Consider the following 20,483-nt stretch of genomic DNA (forward strand, 5'->3'; position numbering starts at 1 on the left):
GGGCGTCACCCGTTGTCAGGCGTGCGTTACAGTCTGCCTGCCCCTGCGCTGGCACGGCAGACGTAGCAGTCCGCCTTGAGGCCGAAACGGGCCGGGTATTCCGCCTCCACCACGGCGATCACCTCGGCCACCTTCTCGGGGCGCAGCAGGGCGACCACGCAGCCGCCAAAACCGCCGCCGGTCATGCGCACACCGCCTTCGCTGCCGATCCGGGCCTTGATGATCTCCACCAGGCCGTCGATGGGGGGCACGGTGATCTCGAAGTCATCGCGCATGGCGGCGTGGGACTGGCCCATCAGCTCGCCGAGGCGCACCAGATCGCCCTGTGCCAGCGCATCGGCCGCCGCCAGAGTGCGGGCGTTCTCGCCGACCACGTGGCGGGCACGGCGATAGCAGGCCTCGTCCAGACCGTCCTTGCCCGCTTCCAGCGTGGCCAGGTCAAGATCCCGCAGGGCCTTGACCCCGTAGTGACGGGCGGCGGTTTCGCACTGCTGGCGACGGGTGTTGTATTCGCTGTCCACCAGGCCGCGGCGCACGTTGGAGTTGACGATGAGCACCGCCAGATCGGTGGGCATGGGGATGAGCCGGGTCTCCAGGGAACGGCAATCGAGCAGCAGGGCGTGATCCTGCTTGCCGCTCGCGGAGATCATCTGATCCATGATGCCGCAGTTGCAGCCGACGAACTGGTTCTCCGCCTGCTGGCCGTTGAGGGCGATTTCCGCCTGGCTGATGGCCAGCCCCTGGGCCTCCTTGAAGGCCTGGCCGATGGCCACCTCCAGGGAAGCGGAGGAGGAGAGACCCGTCCCCTGGGGCACGTTGCCGGAGACCACCAGATTGAGGCCGCGCAGGGCGTGGCCCCGTGCCTGCAGGTGTTTCACCACGCCGCGGATATAGTCGCTCCAGCGCTGGCTGGGGTGGTGCTCGATGGGTTGATCGAGACTGAACCGGTCGCGCTGGTTGTCGTAGTCGGCGGCGATCACTTCGACCAGGTTGTCGCCGCGCAGGCCGATGGCGACGCAGGTCTCGTAGTCGATGGCGCAGGGCAGCACGAAGCCGTCGTTGTAGTCGGTGTGCTCGCCGATGAGGTTGACGCGGCCTGGAGCCCGTACCAGCAGGTCGGGTTGTTGCTCAAACTGCTCGGCAAACACGGCGCTGACGCGCTGGCTCGGGGTCATAGGGCCTCCTCGTTGGCCTGGTTCTGGTCGTTGTAGTGGATGGGACTGAGGGCGCGCAGCCGTTCGGCCGCCTGTTCCGGGGTGAGATCGCGCTGGGTCTCGGCCAGCATCTCGAAGCCCACCATGAATTTGCGCACCGTGGCGGAGCGCAGCAGGGGCGGATAGAAGTGGGCGTGCAGTTGCCACGCCTCGGGGCAGTCGGAACGGGGCGGGGCGAAGTGCCAGCCCATGGAGTAGGGGAAGCTGCACTGGAACAGGTTGTCGTAGCGGCTGGTAAGCTCCTTGAGCGCGATGGCCAGATCCTGTTGCTGTTCCCGGGTGAGATCCAGCATGGAGGGAACATGGGCCTTGGGCAGCAGCAGGGTCTCGAACGGCCAGGCCGCCCAGAAGGGCACCACCGCCAGCCAGTGGGCGGTCTCCACCACGATGCGGGAGCGATCCGCCAGCTCCCGCTCCACATAGTCCAGCAGCAGGGGGCGGCCGTGTTCGGCCAGCCAGGCGCGCTGGTGCGCCTCTTCCCTGGCAATCTCGTTGGGCAGGAAGTCGCTGCCCCAGAGCTGGCCGTGAGGGTGCGGGTTGGAGCAGCCCATGACGGCGCCCTTGTTTTCAAAGACTTGGACCCATTCCCACTGGTCAGAGAGCTCGGCCACCTGGTCCATCCAGGTGGTGATCACCCCTTCGATGGCGGGCAGGGGCAGCTCGGGTAGGGTCTTGCCGTGATCCGGCGAAAAGCAGATGACCCGGCTGGTGCCCCGGGCGGCTTCCAGCTTCAGCAGGGGATCCGGCGCCGCGTCGGCGGCCGGGGTGTCCTGCATCAGGGCGGCGAAGTCGTTGGTAAAGACGAAGGTGCCCTGATAGTCGGGGTTGATATCGCCGGTCACCCGGGTGTTGCCCGCACAGAGGAAGCAGTCGGGATCATGGGCCTGGCTCGGCGCCAGGCTCACCTTCTCGACCTGGCCTTGCCAGGGGCGCTTGGCTCTGTGAGGGGAGACCAGCACGTACTGGCCGGTGAGCGGGTTGAAGCGGCGGTGGGGGTGATCAACGGGGTTGAACATCATCACTCCAGTCTGTGAGTTGAATACATCCGAAGGCGCAGGCCAGGGCCTACGCCTCGTAACCATTGGGGTTGGCGGACTGCCAGCGCCAGCTGTCGGCGCACATGGCAGCGAGATCCCGGCTGGCGTGCCAGTCCAGTTCCCGAGCGGCCTTGGCGGGATCGGCCCAGCACTCGGCGATGTCGCCGGGGCGCCGTGGCTCGATCCGGTAGGGAAGGGGCCGACCGCAGGCGGCCTCGAACGCCGCGACCATCTGCAACACGCTCTGGCCCTGGCCCGTGCCCAGGTTGTAGGCGTGGACACCGCCCCGTCCGGCGCAGTGTTCCAGAGCCTTGACGTGCCCTTCGGCGAGATCCATCACATGGATGTAGTCGCGCACCCCGGTGCCGTCGATGGTTGGGTAATCGTTACCAAAGACCGAGAGGCAGTCGCGTCGGCCGATGGCGACCTGGGTCAAAAACGGCATCAGATTGTTGGGGATGCCCTGGGGATCCTCCCCCAGGGTGCCGGACTCGTGGGCGCCGACGGGATTGAAATAGCGCAGCAGGGTCATGCTCCAGTGGGGCTCGGCCCGCTGCAGATCCTCGAGGATCTCCTCGATGATCAGCTTGGATCGGCCGTAGGGGTTGGTGGCGCTGCGGGGGAAATCCTCCCGGATCGGGGTGCTGGCGGGATCGCCGTAGACGGTGGCCGACGAGCTGAACACCAGATTGCGTACCCCGGCCCGTTTCATCGCCTGCAGCAATACCAGGGTGCCGCTCAGGTTGTTCTCGTAGTAGTCCAGCGGGATGCGGGTCGACTCGCCGACCGCCTTGAGGGCGGCGAAGTGGATCACGGCGTCGATGTGCTGCTCGCTGAAGATGCGATCCAGCAGGGCCGGGTCACGGATGTCCCCTTCGTAGAAGCGGGGCTCGCGCCCGATGATGGCGGCGACACGGGTCAGGACGCCCGCCTTGCTGTTGCAGAGGTTGTCTACCACCACGGGCTCCATGCCTGCGGCCTGCAAGGCCAGACAGGTGTGGCTGCCGATGTAGCCGCAACCGCCGGTGACCAGTACTTTCATCCGTTGTTCCACCCTCAACTCCTCGCATCAGGAAAGCCTGAGCAGGAGTCTAGCCGAGGGGCTGACGGGCAAACTGTGAGCTGCTTAACAAATATGTGTAAACGATTACACTTGTTTTCATCGACCAATGTGGCAAGTTCTGATTTTTCCCCCTGTTATCAGTGACATTGAACGGTATAATGCGGCCAGTTGCAGCGTGAAATAAGTGAAAACAGCATGAGCACCATCAAGGATGTCGCCCGTTTGGCCAATGTGTCAGTGGCAACGGTTTCACGGGTGATGAACAACTCACCCAAGGCCAGTGCCGCCTCCCGCGAGGTGGTGCTGAAGGCCATGGCCGAGCTGGGCTATACCCCCAATGCCAATGCGCGGGCCCTGGTCAGCCAGACCTGTGACACCATGGGAGTGGTGGTGGGCGACGTGGCGGATCCTTTCTTCGGCGCCCTGGTCAAAGGGGTCGCTGCGGTGGCGGTGGAGCAGGGCTTGCACCTGTTGATGGGTAATGGTTTTCACCGCGCCCAGCAGGAGCGGGAGGCCATCGAGCTGCTCATCGGCAAACGCTGCGAGGCACTGGTGGTGCACAGCAAGGCGCTCGGCGACGAGGAGCTGGTCGACTACGCCCTGCGCGCCCCCGGCATGGTGCTGATCAACCGCGACATTCCGAGTCTGAGGGGGCGCTGCATCGCCCTCAACAACCGCCAGGGTGCGGCGACCGCCACCCGTCATCTGCTGGATCTCGGCCACCGCCATATCGCCTTCCTGAGCTCGGATCACGCCATCGAGGATGCGCTGTTGCGCCACCAGGGCTATCAGGATGCCCTGGCGGAGGCGGAGGTCTTCGCCGATCCCGAGCTGGTGGAGAGCGGCATGCCCAATGAAGAGGGGGGCGAGCGCGCCATGCTCAACCTGCTGGCCAAGGGGTTGCCCATCACGGCGGTGGTGGCCTACAACGACGCCATGGCGGCAGGGGCCATCTCTGTGCTGGCGGACAACGGCCTCAAGGTGCCGGAAGAGGTCTCGGTGGTGGGCTTCGATGACATCATCTACGCCAGATACCTGAGACCCAAGCTCTCCACCATGCGCTATCCCATCGAGCTGATGGCGGCCCAGGCGGCCAAGCTGGCGCTGCAACTCGCCGCAGGGGAGAGCGAATCGGTGCAGAGTCGCATCTATACCCCCACCCTGATCAACCGCCATTCGGTCGCTCCCGTCAGGTCCTGATCGCAGCGCTTGCGCCCCGTCGGCGCAAGCGCTGCACCTGGCGAACCCGGGCTGCAGCATATAAAGCGCCCCCATAGCTCAGACGATAGATAGCTCAGAGCATGGCTAGCGCAGACCACAGAGGGTTGCCTGAGGAGTGATAACCGTCCCCTCACGCTCCCTGCCTGCCGAACTCGGCAGCTCTTCCCGCTCGTCTATCACGAGCCCCTCTCCCCCGGCCTGCCGAGCCTCACTTCCAGCCAGATCCTGCCAGACGCTCGCCATGGCTTTTCTCTGCGCCGGGCAGGGGTTCTCGTGGCCTCTGCACACTCCTTCGAGAGGCCGGGCTGCGTGCGTGCCCGGAACCGGGTTGAGGCGCTCCAGCGCCTGATGAGGCGAGGGGGGCGCGATGTCGGGTCTTTGCCATGGCTTGCTCCGCTGGTTCGGCCATTGCCTCCCGGTTTCACACTCCCGGGCATCTTCTGCCCTTCCGAAGGTCCGCTTTTTCCCCCGTGGGGTCATTTACCCGGATTTATCCGATTTTTACTCCGTTTTACTTAACAAAATGAGTGTAATCGTTTACATCTGTGTGAGCGGGATCGCCGATCACCGGGCAAAACTCTCCTACACTGCAGTGGTTTTCAGCGTGAATGCAGGGAGAAGTGAAGCATGCTCAGGGAGATAGTGGCCCGTCAGGATTGGCAGACCCAGGGGATCACCGCCGTGAACCGGTTGCCAGCCCATACCCCCTTGTCCAGTTGGCGCAGTGAAGGGGAAGCCAGGATGGGGGGGTTGTCACCTTCCCGCCTGCTGCTGGACGGCGAGTGGCAGTTCTCCTGGTTCGAGGCCCCGGAGCGGGTGCCGGAGCAGTGGCTGGTGGAGGATCTGCCGGATGCCTGCCCCATCAAGGTGCCGGGCAACTGGCAACTGGCTGCGGCCTATCCGGGGGCGCGGCCCGTCACGGATGTGCCCATCTACACCAACATCAAGTACCCCTTTCCCTGCGACCCGCCCCGGGTGCCTGCCGAGAATCCCACCGGTTGCTACTCCCGCGAGTTCACGGTTGCTGCGGACTGGCTGGCCGAGGGGCAGACCCGGATCATCTTCGATGGAGTGGACAGCGCGTTTCACCTCTTCTGCAACGGCCGCTGGGTCGGCTACTCCCAGGACAGCCGGCTGCCGGCGGAATTCGATCTGACCCCCTTCCTTCAGGCCGGGGCCAACCGCCTCGCCGTCCTGGTGCTGCGCTGGTCTGACGGCTCCTATCTGGAAGATCAGGACATGTGGCGCATGAGCGGCATCTTCCGCTCCGTCAGCCTGCTGCACAAACCGGCCCGTCATCTGATGGATATCCGGGTGACGCCCGAGCTCGACGCCTGCTACCGGGATGCCCGCCTCAAGGTTGAATTGCAGGCGGCCAACGGAGCCGGTCTGTTGGTGGAGGCCAACCTCTATGATGGCGACGAGCGGGTCGCGACCCTGCGCCAGCGGATCGGCACCCAGGCCATCGACGAGAAAGGGGTGTATGACGATCGCGCCGAGCTGTGCCTGACGGTAACGGCGCCACACAAGTGGAGCGCCGAGACCCCGCACCTCTATCGCCTGACCCTGACCCTGCTGGACGAGCAGGGAAGCACTCTCGAGAGCGAGGCCCATGACGTGGGCTTTCGGGCGGTGGAGATCCGTGGCGGCCTGCTGCGGGTCAACGGCCAACCCCTGCTGATTCGTGGTGCCAATCGCCATGAACACCATCCCGCCACGGGTCATGTGGTGACCCCGGCCGACATGGAGCAGGATCTGCTGCTGATGAAGCGGCACAACTTCAACGCGGTGCGCTGCTCCCACTATCCCAATCACCCCGAGCTTTATCGCCTGTGCGACCGGCTCGGCCTCTATGTGGTGGACGAGGCGAACCTGGAGACCCACGGCATGACCCCCATGGGGCGGCTGGCGCGGGATCCCGCCTGGAGCAACGCCTTCCTGGAGCGGGTTACCCGCATGGTGGCCCGGGACTTCAACCACCCCAGCATCATCATCTGGTCTCTGGGGAACGAATCCGGTTATGGCCCGGCCCACGACGCCATGTATCGCTGGGTGAAGGGGGCGGACCCCAGCCGCCCGGTGCAGTACGAAGGGGGCGGGGCCGACACCCCGGCCACCGACATCATCTGCCCCATGTATGCCCGTACCCATCAGGATCAACCCTTCCCGGCGGTGCCCAAGTGGGCACTGGCCAAGTGGATCGGCCTGCCGGAAGAGACCCGGCCGCTGATCCTGTGCGAATACGCCCACGCCATGGGCAACAGCCTGGGGGGCTATGCCCATTACTGGCATGCATTTCGCGATCATCCGCGGCTGCAGGGTGGGTTTGTCTGGGATTGGGTCGATCAGGGGCTGGACAAGCAGACCGACGATGGCCGCCATTTCTGGGCCTATGGTGGCGATTTCGGCGACACTCCGAACGATCGCCAGTTCTGCTGCAACGGCCTGCTGTTCCCCGATCGCACCCCCCATCCCTCCCTGTTTGAAGCCCGGCGTGCCCAGCAGCCCTTTGTTCTGACCCTGCAGGGTCGCCAGCCGCTGACGGTGGAGATCCGCAGCGAATACCTGTTCCGCGAGACGGACAACGAACGCCTGCAGTGGCGTCTGTGTGAAGACGGCGTGGTGGTGAGCCAGGGTGAATGCCCGCTCGAGCTGGCCCCCCGGGGGAGCGTGACGCTGACCCTGCTGGAGCAACTGCCGGCCTTTGCGCCGGGGGCGCTCGCCTGGTTGGATCTCGCCATCGTGCAGCCCACCGCCACGGCCTGGGCCGGAGCGGGTCACGAGGTGGCTCGCCAGCAATGCCTGTTGCCCGCGCCCCTGGCGCTGCCGTCGGCCTGCCCGGCGGTCAGCCTGACCGAGCAGCGCGATCACTGGGTGCTTGGCGCCGCAGATTCCCTGTGGCAGCTCGACAAGGCCAGTGGTCGCATCGTCAGTTGGCAGAAGCAGGGCCGGGAACGGCTTCGCGACGCCATCGCCGATCACTTCTATCGGGCGCCGCTCGACAACGATATCGGCACCAGCGAGGCGGATCACGCCGATCCCAACGCCTGGATTGCCCGCTGGCAGGAGGCCGGACTCAATGATCTGCAGCACTGCTGTCTCGGCCTGGAGGCGAGTCCGGAGCTGGGTCTCATCACGGCGCACCACGGCTACTTCGTGGGTGACGAACCGAAGATCCTGACCCGCTGGCATCACAGGGTGGACGGGGAGGGCGCCATGCACCTCGCCATCGAGGTGGAGGTGGCCGCCGACATGCCCTCCCTGCCGCGCATCGGTGCCCGGCTCTGGCTGGCTGATGAACCGGCCGAAGGTGCCCCGGTGAGCTGGCTGGGGCTTGGCCCCCACGAGAATTACCCGGATCGACGGCTCGCCGCCGATCTCGGTCGCTGGCAATTGCCCATCGAGGCGTTGCACACCCCTTATGTCTTCCCCACCGACAACGGACTGCGCTGCGATACCCGCGCACTGCAACTGGGGGATCTGGCGGTGGAGGGGCGCTTCCACTTCAGCGTCAGCCGCTACAGTCAGCAGCAGCTGGCCGAAGCCCGTCACCAGACCGATCTGGTGGCTCTGGGGGGCACGCACCTGTGCCTCGATGGCTTCCACATGGGGGTAGGAGGCGACGACTCCTGGAGCCAGAGCGTGCGGCCCGAGTTCTGGCTGTTGCCGGGGCGTTATCACTGGCACTGCCGTCTGAGCTAGCCGGACCCGCCGTCGCGAGATGGCGAGACTCAAAGGCGGTTTCTCACGTAACTATTTAATTTTTAACAATATTACGGCTATGTAACAGAGTGTAAACGTTTTCATTTTGTTGCCAGGATCACAGACCGCCTCACAACAAACTGATTACATTAGGCTGGCGCCAGCTCAAACGGTGTACAGCATTCCCTACAAAAAAACAGATAGAGATCGGAGCATAACAATGAAAAAACTCACGACAGTTGCCACCTTGCTGATGGGACTGATGGCGGGAGCCCAAGCCCAGGCCGATACCCGTATCGGGGTCACCGTCTACAAGTACGACGACAACTTCATGGCCGTGGTGCGCAAGGCCATCGAGAAAGAAGCGGCGGCCACCCCGGGTGTGGAACTGCTGATGAACGACTCCCAGAACGACCAGTCCAAGCAGAACGACCAGATCGACGTGCTGCTGGCCAAGGGCGTGAAGGCCCTGGCCATCAACCTGGTTGACCCGGCGGCGGCCCCTGTCGTGATTGAGAAAGCCCGTGCGGACGAGATCCCCGTGGTCTTCTACAACAAGGAACCGAGCGCGGCTGACCTGGCCAGCTATGACAAGGCCTACTACGTTGGCACCGACTCCAAGGAGTCCGGAATCATTCAGGGCCAGCTGATCGCCAAGCACTGGAAAGCGCACCCCGAGTGGGATCTGAACAAGGATGGCGTCATCCAGTTCGTGCTGCTCAAGGGTGAGCCTGGTCACCCGGATGCGGAAGCCCGCACCACCTACGTCGTCAAGACCTTGAACGATGGCGGCATCAAGACCGAGCAGCTGCACATGGATACCGGTATGTGGGATACCGCCATGGCCAAGGACAAGATGGACGCCTGGATCTCCGGTCCGAACGCCAACAAGATCGAAGTGGTCATCGCCAACAACGACGGCATGGCGATGGGCGCCGTGGAATCCCTGAAGGCCCAGGGCAAGACCGCCATCCCGGTGTTCGGTGTTGACGCCCTGCCGGAAGCCCTGGCCATGGTCAAGAGCGGTGCCATGGCTGGTACCGTACTGAACGATGCGGCCAACCAGGCCAAGGCCACCTTCGAGCTGACCAAGAACCTGGCCGAAGGCAAGCCGGCCGGTGAAGGCACCAACTGGAAGATCGACAACAAGGTCGTCCGCGTTGCCTACGTGGGCGTAGACAAAGACAACCTGTCCCAATTCGAGTAATTCCTCCCCTCAGGGCAAGGGAGATCCCCTTGCCCTCTTTTCAACCAGATGTGATGGCTGATATGACAACACGGCAACAATCAGAATGGCTGTTGGAGATGATTGACGTCAGTAAGAGCTTTCCTGGCGTCAAGGCACTCGATAATGTCAATTTACGGGTCCGTCCTCATTCTGTGCATGCGTTGATGGGCGAGAATGGCGCAGGGAAGTCCACGCTGCTCAAGTGCCTGTTCGGCATCTACGAGAAGGATCAGGGCAAGATCTTCTTCAAGGGACAGGAGATCAACTTCACCTCGTCCAAAGAGGCGCTGGAGAATGGCGTTTCCATGGTGCATCAGGAGCTGAACCTGGTACTGCAACGCACCGTGATGGACAACATGTGGCTCGGCCGCTATCCCACCAAGGGACTGTTTGTCGACCACGGCAAGATGTATCAGGACACCAAGCATATCTTCGAGGAGCTGGACATCGACATCGACCCCAGGGTCAAGGTCGGCACCCTGTCGGTTTCCCAGATGCAGATGATCGAGATTGCCAAGGCATTCTCCTATGACGCCAAGATCGTCATCATGGACGAACCCACCTCCTCCCTGACCGAGAAAGAGGTCAACCACCTCTTCAAGATCATCAACAAGCTCAAGGAGAAGGGGTGCGGCATCGTCTACATCTCCCACAAGATGGAAGAGATCTTCCAGCTCTGTGACGAGATCACCATATTGCGGGATGGCCAGTGGGTGGCGACCCAGCCCCTCAAGGGCATGACCATGGATCAGATCATCGGCATGATGGTCGGCCGCGAGCTCACCCAGCGCTTCCCGGAAAAAACCAACCAGCCCAAAGAGGTGATCCTCGAGGTCGAGCACCTGACGGCCAAGAACCAGCCTTCCATCAAGGACGTGACCTTCAACCTGCACAAGGGGGAGATCCTCGGCATCGCCGGTCTGGTGGGGGCCAAGCGCACCGACATCGTGGAGACCCTGTTCGGCATCCGCGATCGCAGCGAAGGGACCATCAAGCTGCACGGCAAAGAGGTGGCGAACCACAACGCCCACGAGGCGATCCAGAACGGCTTCGCCCTGGTGACCGAGGAGCGCCGCTCCACCGGGATCTATTCACGCCTCGACATCGCCTTCAACTCCCTGATCGCCAACATGGACAACTACAAGGGATCCATGGGGCTGCTCAGCGACAACAAGATGAAGAGCGATACCCAGTGGGTCATCGACTCCATGCGGGTCAAGACGCCGACCCAGCAGACCCAGATCGGCTCCCTCTCCGGTGGCAACCAGCAGAAGGTGATCATCGGTCGCTGGCTGCTGACCCAGCCCGAGATCCTGATGCTGGATGAACCGACCCGGGGTATCGACGTCGGCGCCAAGTTCGAGATCTACCAGCTCATCCTGGAGCTGGCGAAGAAGGACAAGGGCATCGTCATCATCTCCTCCGAAATGCCGGAACTGCTCGGCATCACGGACCGCATCATGGTCATGAGCAATGGCCGGGTCGCGGGGATCGTCAACACCAAAGAAACTGACCAGAGCGAGATCCTGCGCCTGGCATCTCTGTACCTATAAAGACAGGAAGACATTATGGAGTCGGCTAAAAATTTCAATCTGATGCAGGCGCTCAAAGAGAACGGCATCTATGTGGTGTTGCTGGTGTTGCTCATGATCATCGTGATCAAGGAGCCCTCCTTCCTCAGCCTCACCAACCTCAGCAACATCCTGACCCAGTCCTCGGTACGGGTCATCATCGCCCTCGGGGTGGCGGGCATCATCATAACCCAGGGTACTGACCTGTCGGCCGGTCGCCAGGTCGGCCTGGCAGCGCTGATCGCGGCCACCATGCTGCAGGCCCTGACCAACGTCAACAAGGTCTTCCCCACCCTGGGGGAGGTGCCCATTCCGGCGGTGATCCTGCTGGTGTGCGTGGTGGGGGCCCTGATTGGTCTGGTCAACGGCCTGATCGTCGCCTACCTGAACGTGACGCCCTTCATCACCACCCTGGGCACCATGATCATCGTCTACGGCATCAACTCCCTCTATTTCGACTCCGTGGGGGCTTCCCCGGTAGCCGGGTTTGATCCTCGCTTCTCCAACTTTGCGCAGGGCTTCATCCGGATTGGCGGGTTCAAGCTCTCGTACCTGACCTTCTATGCGGCCATCGCCAGCGTCTTCGTCTGGGTGCTGTGGAACAAGACCCGCTTTGGCAAGAACATCTTCGCCATCGGTGGCAACCCGGAAGCGGCCAAGGTGTCCGGCGTCAACGTCGCCGTCAACCTGGTGGTCATCTATGCCCTGGCCGGTGTCTTCTACGCCTTCGGCGGCATGCTGGAAGCGGGGCGGATCGGCAGTGCCACCAACAACCTCGGCTTCATGTACGAGCTGGATGCCATCGCGGCCTGCGTGGTGGGGGGGGTTTCGTTTGCCGGCGGTGTGGGAACTGTCGCGGGTGTGATCACCGGCGTACTTATCTTCACGCTGATCAACTATGGTTTGACCTACATCGGTGTCAGCCCTTACTGGCAGTTCATCATCAAGGGCGGCATCATCATCCTGGCGGTAGCCCTGGACTCCATGAAGTACGCCAAGAAGAAGTAAGCATTGGCAGGGAGGGCCGGGTCATCCCGGCCCTTTCTCTTTGGAGGGACCCATACCATGGCATTCAAAGTCAAAATCAACGTGCTGTTGCTGCTCGCCATTCTGGTCACCATCGGTACCGCCTGGTTCAGCGTCAACCATTTCATCAGCGGCTACATCCGCACCCAGGCCACCCAGAACATCAACGAGCAGATCACCCTGGTCAGGGAGAAGCTGGCGGGTGACATCAACCAGAAGGTGCTGCTGGCCGCCAACCTCAACCTCGGGGTGACCAGCGTCAAGAAGGCGCTGCAGGAGACCGGCTTTCACAACATCGTCAAGCTCATTGGCGACATGGCATTCGACGCGAACGGGGTCATCGACGACAAGGCCAGGGTTGACGCCCTGCGCAAGCTGATCCCCGCCGCCAACAACCAGATCACCGTCAGCCCGCTGGAGCAGCTGGACGGCAAACCCGTCATCTCCATCCTGGTGCCGCGCGGTGCCGACTCCGCCTACCTCTACTACCTCGACATGAGCGAGTTCAAGACGCTGCTGACCAAGGTAAGCGGGGAAGGGCGTTACTTCTCCCTCACCGACAGTCAGGGACAGGTGCTCTACAGCAGCAAGCCTCAGGGAGAGAGCGAGAGCCGCCCCAACAAGCTGGATATTCGCGGCAGCGAATGGACCCTGACCGGTTATGTGGATCTCGACTATATCCGGGCCATGACCCAGGCGCTCAACGGCAAGATCACCCTGGCCCTGCTCGGAGTGGCGGCGCTGGTACTGGCCCTCTCCATGGTGGCCCTCAACCTGGCCTATAGACCCATCCTCTCCCTGCGCGACCTGGTACAGGAGCTCTCCCAGGGCAATGGGGATCTGACCCGCCGGCTCACGGTGACCAGCAAGGATGATCTCGGCCAGATCTCGGCGGGCATCAACCGCTTCATCGAGCAGTTGCAGGGCATGATGGGGGAGGTGAGACAAGCGAGCGGCCAGCTCAATGAAGGGATATCGGCATTGGCGAGGCAGACGGGGTCAGCCCAGGGCCTGCTGGCCGAGCATGTGCGGGAGACCGAACAGGTAGTCACCGCCATCAACGAGATGAGCCGTACTGCCGTTTCGGTATCGGAGAGCGCGGCCAATACTGCCCAGCTGACCGGCCAGAGCCAGCAACTGGCCAACCAGTCGCGTCAGGTGGTGGATCAGGCCATGGCCAGCGTCACTGCGCTGGTGACGGAGGTGGAGGCCACGGCACACTCCATCGAAGCCATGCAGCAGGATGTGCAGCAGATAGGCTCGATTCTCGGGGTCATCGGTGGCATCGCAGAGCAGACCAACCTGCTGGCCCTCAACGCTGCCATCGAGGCAGCCCGGGCTGGTGAGCAGGGGCGGGGGTTTGCGGTGGTGGCGGACGAAGTGCGCTCTCTGGCGGGACGCACCCAGAAGAGCACTGCCGAGATCCAGACCATGCTGACCCGGCTGCAACGGGGTACCCAGACCGTGGTGGCCGCCATGGGCAACACCCGACAGAGCTGCCAGGATGCGGCGGAAAACACCAGCAAGGTGAATGCGTCACTGGATCTGATGGCGGGAGAAGTGGTGGAGATCAACGATCTCATCAGCCATATCGCCACGGCCGCGGAGGAGCAGAGTGCCGTCGCCGAGGAGATCAATCGCAACATGAGTGCCATCGCCGAGGTGATCACCCAGCTCAAGGGGAATGGCGAGCGCACCGTGGACAGCTCGAACGCCATGCAGCGCACCTATGACAGGCTGCGGGAGATAGTGGGGCACTTCCGGCTGGAATAGCGCCGGCTGGGCGAGTCCCGGGTACCCTGGCCAGCAATGCCGTGGCCGGGGTGACCCATCAGCGGGCAGACGTGAAAAATACCCAAAAAAGATGGGGGCGACTTGCGTCGCCCCCGATAGTCTTATCGCTCATATCCTTGAACGAAGTTGCTCCCTGCAATCCCTGACTATACCTCTTCCTTTAGGTTTCCCCTTCCCAATCCTTTGGGGTGTCCTTTAGCCATCATGGCCTGACGAGTCATCCGTTCCCGTCGCACTTTCTCCGTCCTGGGAGGTGTCCTTTACCACATCCTGTGGTGAGTCCATTTGCCCAACCCTGGCAGCCAGTCTTCCTGACCGACTTCATTGCGTCCGTGCAGGAGTAACTATAAGGATTTCGCGCAGGGCGACAATGACATGCTGGAAAACGTTTTATTCAAACTGGTTTCCCGCGAAAGGATAATGAAGTTATCTTTTTTAAAATCATGATGTTAATGATCTATCATGCTGTTTTTTCACGCGCATCTTCCGACTATGGCGAGAATTCTGTTGGCACTTTACTTACGCAGTCGATGGCGAATATCTCACAAGGCGTTTAACTGCGGTTCAGAATCCGGGGAGGCCGGTCAGTGTCGATCGCAGATGAGGGTGGAGGAGGGCAACGGGCATGATGCAGGTGGCGTGGTCCGGATCCCATTCAGGAGATAAAGGAGGGAAAGCGGGGGTGACCCAAGAGGAGATCGCCTCCCCTTGGGCGAGAGGGTCAGGGGTGCTGGCTGCCACCGTACCATTGGCATAGGTAGGCGGGTACCAGCATCTGGGGTGCCTGGTCAACGTGACAGACCACCAGCGGCATGGCGGGGGCTCCCTGGGCATGCACCAGGGCCGGTGTCATGGGCAGGACCAGAGCGACGAACAGAAACAGCGACGGGATCTTCATGGTTATCTCCTTGGTGACGGGAACGAATGTGACAAGCATCACTTTTTGAGTTAAGGCGAACCCGAAATCGGCGCAAGGTGGCTGAAAAAATTCAACTAATGAAAAAACTTTGGATCCCGGTTGCACTCCGGTCGTTGAAAAAGGCGCCATCAGGATGCGTGCAAAATGCATATCCATATAAAAGAGATAGTGCACACGACTTGGCGATGAGGCTCGCCATCTGGCCCGGTTGGGCCGCCATGATCTGGGACAAGAGATGGATTATTCAGCGATAAAGGAGCTGGTGATTATTTATGTGAGAGCAAACGGGATGATAAGCGAGGATAAATTCAAAGGTGGGTGAAATTTATTCAAAAAATGAGCATTTTGATTTTAATGCAATGATTTATTTGATGTTTTTATTGGTGGCTATCCATTTGTGGATACCATAGATGAATGAAATTGCGCTCTTTGTGGAATATATTGGGGCTTTATTGCGTATTTATGCCGGATGGAAGGTGAGGGAAATGTCAGATATGTAAACTCCATCATAAATTAACTTCTGAATTTATGCAGTCTCGGGTGAATGTGATCAATGTCCAAGTTTGGCGGAGTTGCCAGACCTAATCTCTGCGTCGAAAGGCAAGGGCAGGATAGAACGCAAGCCGAGTACCCTACATAAAGAATATCCCGCCTTAGCCACGAGCCTGAATAGAAGGAATCTATTCAATAACTCGCAGGGACCACTGCTAGACGGAATATCATCATGAGCAAATTTTATGTAGGTTCTGAAGTTGGCCAGTTGCGCCGTGTCATGTTGCACCGCCCCAACCTCAGTCTGAAGCGTCTGACCCCTTCCAACTGCCAGGATCTGCTGTTTGACGACGTCCTGTCCGTGGAACGTGCCGGTCAGGAGCACGACAAATTCGCTCAGGTACTGCGCGATCAGAATGTCGAAGTCTTCCTCCTGACCAATCTGCTGGCGGAAACCCTGGACGTGCCGGAAGCCAAAGCCTGGCTGCTGCAACACCAGGTCTCCGACTATCGCCTCGGCACTGCCCTGGCCAACGACGTGCGCTGCTTCCTGGCGGACATGCCTCACCGCGAGCTGGCCCGCATCCTCTCCGGCGGCCTGACCTACTCCGAGATGCCCTACAGTGGCGTCAACATGGTGGTCGGCATGCATGCCCCGACCGATTTCATCATCGAACCGCTGCCCAACCACCTCTTCACCCGCGATACCTCCTGCTGGGTCTATGGCGGCGTCTCCATCAACCCCATGGCCAAGGCCGCCCGTCGTCGCGAGACCAACCACGTGAAGGCCATCTACCGCTGGCACCCGCAGTTTGCCGGTCAGGAGTTCATCAAGTACTTCGGTGACGAGGAGCGCGACTACGACAACTCCACCATCGAAGGGGGCGACGTCCTGGTCATCGGCCGTGGCGCCGTGCTCATCGGCATGTCCGAGCGCACCACGCCACAAGGGGTGGAGCACCTGGCCCGCAGCCTGTTCAAGCACGGTCAGGCGAAGCAGGTCATCGCCATGGAGCTGCCGAAACACCGCAGCTGCATGCACCTCGACACCGTCATGACCCACATGGATGTCGACACCTTCTCCGTCTATCCGGAAGTCATCCGCAAGGATGTGAACTGCTGGAGCCTGACCCCGGGAGGTGCCACCGGGATGAACATCAAGGAAGAGGGTTACTTCGTGACCGCCATCGAGAAGGCGCTGGGGGTGGATCAGCTCAGGCTCATCACCACCGGCGGCGACAGCTTCGAGGCCGAGCGGGAGCAGTGGAACGACGCCAACAACGTGCTGACCGTGCGCCCCGGCGTGGTGGTGGGTTACGAGCGCAACACCTACACCAACGAGAAGTACGACAAGGCCGGCATCACTGTGCTGCCCATCCCGGGTGAAGAGCTGGGACGTGGCCGCGGCGGCGCCCGCTGCATGAGCTGCCCGATGGAACGTGACGGCATCTGACAAGACGGCGTGGCGCCGGCAGAGGCTGGCGCCACACACACCAGAATTCGAGAGTAACACCCATGAAAAAACCAACTGTCGTCGTCGCCCTGGGGGGCAATGCCCTGCTCCGCCGAGGCGAACCTCTGGAAGCCGACATCCAGCGCAAGAACATCGCCACCGCCGCCAAGACCATCGCCCGCATCGCCGAGGATTACAACGTGGTGCTGGTGCACGGCAATGGCCCGCAAGTCGGCCTGCTGGCCCTGCAAAACAGCGCCTACACCAAGGTATCCCCCTATCCCCTGGATGTGCTGGGTGCCGAGTCCCAGGGCATGATCGGTTACATGCTGATCCAGGAGCTGAAGAACCTGATGCCGAGCCGCAACGTCACCGCCCTGCTGACCCAGGTGCAGGTCGATCCGAAGGATCCGGCGTTTGCCAATCCGACCAAATTTATCGGCCCCGTCTACGAAGAGGCGGAAGCCCGCACCCTGGCTGCCGAGAAGCACTGGGTGGTCAAGTCAGACGGCAAGTTTTTCCGCCGCGTGGTGCCGTCCCCGCTGCCCCAGCGCATCGTCGAAGGCGACGCAATCGAAACCCTGATCGCCCAGGGTCACCTCATCATCTGTACCGGTGGTGGTGGCATCCCGGTGACCTGGGATGGTCAGAGCCTGACCGGCATCGAGGCCGTCATCGACAAGGACATGTCTGCCGCCTACCTGGCCAAGCAGATCAAGGCCGACGCCCTGCTGATCCTGACCGACGCCGATGCAGTGTATCTGGATTGGGGCAAGCCGACCCAGCGTCCGCTGCGGGTCACCAGCCCGGACGAGCTGGCCGGGGTCAAGTTCGATGCAGGCTCCATGGGGCCGAAAGTTGAAGCCTCCTGTGAATTTGTCAAAGCGACCGGCGGCATGGTCGGCATCGGCTCCCTGGAAGATGGCCTCGCCATCCTCAAGGGGGAAGCCGGCACCAACATCGTCGCCACCAATACCGTCAATGCCTGAGCCAAGGCTCTGGTCTGAACAACTGCGTAGTCAATGACACTGCCAAATTGGTCTGAACAAATATAGAGAGAACTCATCATGGCTTTTAATCTGCGTAACCGTAACTTCCTGAAACTGCTGGACTTCACCCCGCGCGAAATCCAATACATGATCGATCTGGCCATCGACCTGAAGAAAGCCAAATACGGTGGCTATGAGCGTAAACACCTGACCGGAAAGAACATTGCCCTGATTTTCGAGAAGACCTCCACCCGCACCCGCTGTGCCTTCGAAGTGGCGGCCTTCGACCAGGGCGCCCAGGTCTCCTACCTCGGCCCGAGCGGTTCCCAAATCGGTCACAAGGAGTCCATGAAGGACACCGCCCGGGTGCTGGGCCGCATGTATGACGGCATCGAATACCGCGGCTACGGCCAGGAGATCGTCGAAGAGCTGGGGGCCCACGCCGGTGTGCCGGTCTGGAACGGCCTGACCAACGAATTCCACCCGACCCAGATCCTGGCGGACTTCATGACCATGCTGGAGCACGGCAAGGGCAAACGTCTGGATCAGATCAAGTTCGCCTACCTGGGTGACGCCCGCAACAACATGGGCAACTCCCTGATGGTGGGTGCCGCCAAGATGGGCATGGACATCCGTCTGGTGGCGCCGAAAGCCTTCTGGCCGGAAGAGGAGCTGGTTGCCACCTGCCGCCTCATCGCCGAAGAGACCGGTGCGCGCATCCACCTGACCGAAGACGTGAAAGAGGGTGTGCTGGGTGCCGACTTCCTCTACACCGACGTCTGGGTCTCCATGGGTGAAGCGAAGGAAGCCTGGGATCAACGGGTGAAACTGATGACCCCGTATCAGGTCAACATGGACGTCATCAACGCGACCAAGAACCCGGATGTGAAGTTCATGCACTGCCTGCCGGCGTTCCACAACGACGAGACCACCATGGGCAAGGAAGTGGCCGACAAATATGGCATGAAGGGCCTGGAAGTGACCGAGGACGTGTTCGAATCCGAGCACAGCATCGTGTTCGACGAGGCGGAAAACCGGATGCACACCATCAAGGCAGTGATGGTGGCTACGCTGGGCGACTGATGTCGTCAGTGGTGCCGGGGGGTGACCCCCGGCTTTTCAACCATGTGACAGCGGCATAATACCTCCAACCCTACGACCCGCAGCCTGCATGGATACCACACCCACAGAAGGAAGCTGGACCATGACCAAATTCAAGTTCCCGTCAGCCTACACGATACTGTTTGTGCTGATCGCCCTGGTGGCCGCCCTGAGCTGGATAGTGCCGGCCGGCAAATACGAGATGACCATGAACGAGGCCCTCGGCAAGGAAGTGCCGGTGGCCGGTACCTACAAACTGGTGGATGCCAATCCCCAGGGGATCGTCGACGTGCTGCTGGCACCCATCGACGGTCTCTACAACCACGACACCTATGAGGCTGGCGCCATCGACGTCTCCCTCTTCATCCTGATCATCGGTGGCTTCCTTGGCATCGTGACCAAGACAGGTGCCATCGATGCCGGTATCGAGCGCGTCACCGATCGCCTGCGTGGCCGTGAAGAGTGGATGATCCCCATCCTGATGGCGCTGTTCGCCGCAGGGGGCACCATCTACGGCATGGCGGAAGAGTCCCTGCCGTTCTACACCCTGCTGGTGCCGGTGATGATGGCGGCCCGCTTCGACCCCGTGGTCGCTGCCGCAACCGTGCTGCTGGGAGCCGGTATCGGTACCCTGGGCTCCACCATCAACCCGTTCGCCACCGTGATCGCCGCCAACGCGGCCGGCATCTCCTTCACCGACGGCATCTGGTTGCGGGTCGCCATGCTGGTGGCCGGCTGGCTGATCTGCGTGGCCTATGTGATGCGTTACGCCAAGATGGTGCGAAGTGATCCCAGCAAGTCCCTGGTGGCCGACAAGTGGGAAGAGAACCGTGCCCACTTCCTCGGCAACAAGAGCGACCAGATGCTGGAGTTCACCACCACCCGCAAGATCGTGCTGGGTATCTTCGTCGCCGCCTTCGCCGTGATGATCTACGGGGTGGCCGTGCTGGGCTGGTGGATGGCGCAGATCTCCGGCGTGTTCCTGGCTGCCGCCATCATCGTCGGCGTCATCTCCCGCATGAGCGAGGAGGAGCTGACCTCCAACTTCATCGACGGTGCCCGCGATCTGCTCGGTGTGGCCCTCATCATCGGTATCGCCCGCGGTATCGTGGTGGTGATGGACAACGGCATGATCACCCACACCATTTTGCACAGTGCAGAGGGGATCGTGACCGGCCTCTCCACCATCGTCTTCATCAACGTGATGTTCGTGCTGGAAGTGGTGCTCTCCTTCCTGGTGCCCTCTTCCTCCGGTCTGGCGGTACTGACCATGCCGATCATGGCGCCGCTCGCCGACTTCGCCAACGTGGGCCGCGAGCTGGTGGTCACCGCCTACCAGTCCGCCTCCGGCCTGGTGAACCTGGTGACCCCGACCTCCGCCGTGGTCATGGGGGGGCTGGCCATTGCCAAGGTGCCCTATGTGCGCTGGCTGAAGTGGGTGGCCCCGCTGCTCGGCATGCTGACCGTGCTGATCGTGCTCTGCCTGAGCCTGGGTGCCGTGCTGGCATGAATGCCGACAGACATAGGGACAACAACGGGAGCCTGGGGCTCCCGTTTTTTATGGCTATGTCCCAATTACGTGTTGCATGGGGCGCCCCAGCGCCTCATGCAAGCAACGTGGTACATTCACTTCCCGCCCGTAGCGCTCCAACATCCTTCGCCAACCCAGATAA

The 20,483-nt window shown here is 61.6% G+C and carries 14 protein-coding genes and 1 pseudogene; 10 read left to right on the top strand and 5 right to left on the bottom strand.

All coding sequences use genetic code 11. From position 1 onward, the window contains the following. Nucleotides 1-26 precede the first annotated feature (26 nt). From galK to galE, 3 genes are read right to left on the bottom strand one after another with little or no spacing between them, the layout of a single operon-like run. On the bottom strand, nucleotides 27-1,175 hold the full coding sequence (gene galK, locus ACB037_RS17420) for a galactokinase (RefSeq protein WP_201970016.1): 1,149 nt from the start codon (nucleotides 1,173-1,175) through the stop codon (nucleotides 27-29). Beyond that, on the bottom strand, nucleotides 1,172-2,230 hold the full coding sequence (locus ACB037_RS17425; protein WP_069784958.1) for a UDP-glucose--hexose-1-phosphate uridylyltransferase: 1,059 nt from the start codon (nucleotides 2,228-2,230) through the stop codon (nucleotides 1,172-1,174). The genes galK and ACB037_RS17425 overlap by 4 nt, the downstream gene beginning before the upstream one ends. A 49-nt stretch (nucleotides 2,231-2,279) precedes the next feature. Then, nucleotides 2,280-3,293 carry a UDP-glucose 4-epimerase GalE gene (gene galE / locus ACB037_RS17430; protein ID WP_371175661.1) on the bottom strand — a complete coding sequence of 338 codons (1,014 nt, stop codon included), beginning with the start codon at nucleotides 3,291-3,293 and terminating at the stop codon, nucleotides 2,280-2,282. Nucleotides 3,294-3,509: 216 nt separating this feature from the next. Here galE and ACB037_RS17435 point away from each other — a divergent pair, with 216 nt between their 5' ends. The 6 genes from ACB037_RS17435 to ACB037_RS17460 all read left to right on the top strand — a co-directional run bounded on the left by ACB037_RS17435 (nucleotide 3,510) and on the right by ACB037_RS17460 (nucleotide 13,835). Then, on the top strand, nucleotides 3,510-4,514 hold the full coding sequence (locus ACB037_RS17435; protein WP_010676018.1) for a substrate-binding domain-containing protein: 1,005 nt from the start codon (nucleotides 3,510-3,512) through the stop codon (nucleotides 4,512-4,514). Between the two features lie 648 nt (nucleotides 4,515-5,162). Then, complete coding sequence (locus tag ACB037_RS17440) at nucleotides 5,163-8,237, top strand: beta-galactosidase (RefSeq protein ID WP_371175662.1); 3,075 nt, start codon at nucleotides 5,163-5,165, stop codon at nucleotides 8,235-8,237. Nucleotides 8,238-8,457: 220 nt separating this feature from the next. Then, a complete protein-coding gene (gene mglB / locus ACB037_RS17445) occupies nucleotides 8,458-9,444 on the top strand; it encodes a galactose/glucose ABC transporter substrate-binding protein MglB (protein WP_010676016.1) in 987 nt (328 codons plus the stop codon). 53 nt (nucleotides 9,445-9,497) lie between these two features. Next, the gene (gene mglA, locus ACB037_RS17450; protein WP_010676015.1) at nucleotides 9,498-11,018 is read left to right on the top strand and encodes a galactose/methyl galactoside ABC transporter ATP-binding protein MglA; all 1,521 of its coding nucleotides are present in this window, start codon (nucleotides 9,498-9,500) and stop codon (nucleotides 11,016-11,018) included. A gap of 15 nt (nucleotides 11,019-11,033) precedes the next feature. Beyond that, entirely contained in the window at nucleotides 11,034-12,044 is a 1,011-nt protein-coding gene (gene mglC / locus ACB037_RS17455; protein ID WP_010676014.1) for a galactose/methyl galactoside ABC transporter permease MglC, read from the top strand. Nucleotides 12,045-12,101: 57 nt separating this feature from the next. Further along, nucleotides 12,102-13,835, top strand: a complete 1,734-nt coding sequence (locus ACB037_RS17460; RefSeq protein WP_039039635.1) for a methyl-accepting chemotaxis protein — start codon at nucleotides 12,102-12,104, stop codon at nucleotides 13,833-13,835. Nucleotides 13,836-14,577: 742 nt separating this feature from the next. Here ACB037_RS17460 and ACB037_RS17465 read toward each other — a convergent pair. Continuing rightward, on the bottom strand, nucleotides 14,578-14,754 hold the full coding sequence (locus ACB037_RS17465; RefSeq protein ID WP_102983722.1) for a hypothetical protein: 177 nt from the start codon (nucleotides 14,752-14,754) through the stop codon (nucleotides 14,578-14,580). Nucleotides 14,755-15,499: 745 nt separating this feature from the next. Here ACB037_RS17465 and arcA point away from each other — a divergent pair. The 4 genes from arcA (at nucleotide 15,500) to ACB037_RS17485 (ending at nucleotide 20,320) form a co-directional block, all read left to right on the top strand. Further along, the gene (gene arcA, locus ACB037_RS17470; RefSeq protein WP_010676011.1) at nucleotides 15,500-16,720 is read left to right on the top strand and encodes an arginine deiminase; all 1,221 of its coding nucleotides are present in this window, start codon (nucleotides 15,500-15,502) and stop codon (nucleotides 16,718-16,720) included. A 62-nt stretch (nucleotides 16,721-16,782) separates the two neighbouring features. Continuing rightward, nucleotides 16,783-17,709, top strand: coding sequence for a carbamate kinase (arcC, locus tag ACB037_RS17475; protein ID WP_371175663.1), 927 nt, complete (start codon nucleotides 16,783-16,785; stop codon nucleotides 17,707-17,709). Between the two features lie 78 nt (nucleotides 17,710-17,787). After that, the gene (gene argF, locus ACB037_RS17480; RefSeq protein ID WP_041211943.1) at nucleotides 17,788-18,792 is read left to right on the top strand and encodes an ornithine carbamoyltransferase; all 1,005 of its coding nucleotides are present in this window, start codon (nucleotides 17,788-17,790) and stop codon (nucleotides 18,790-18,792) included. A gap of 121 nt (nucleotides 18,793-18,913) precedes the next feature. Further along, nucleotides 18,914-20,320 (top strand): YfcC family protein, encoded by a 1,407-nt coding sequence (locus ACB037_RS17485; RefSeq protein WP_010676008.1) that lies wholly within the window; start codon nucleotides 18,914-18,916, stop codon nucleotides 20,318-20,320. Nucleotides 20,321-20,374: 54 nt separating this feature from the next. On the opposite strand, the pseudogene ACB037_RS17490 reads toward ACB037_RS17485, so the two are convergent. Then, nucleotides 20,375-20,483, bottom strand: a pseudogene (locus tag ACB037_RS17490) (IS1595 family transposase); the annotation flags it as partial.

This window comes from Aeromonas sp. S19(2024), assembly GCF_041402625.1.
GTDB lineage: Bacteria > Pseudomonadota > Gammaproteobacteria > Enterobacterales > Aeromonadaceae > Aeromonas > Aeromonas caviae.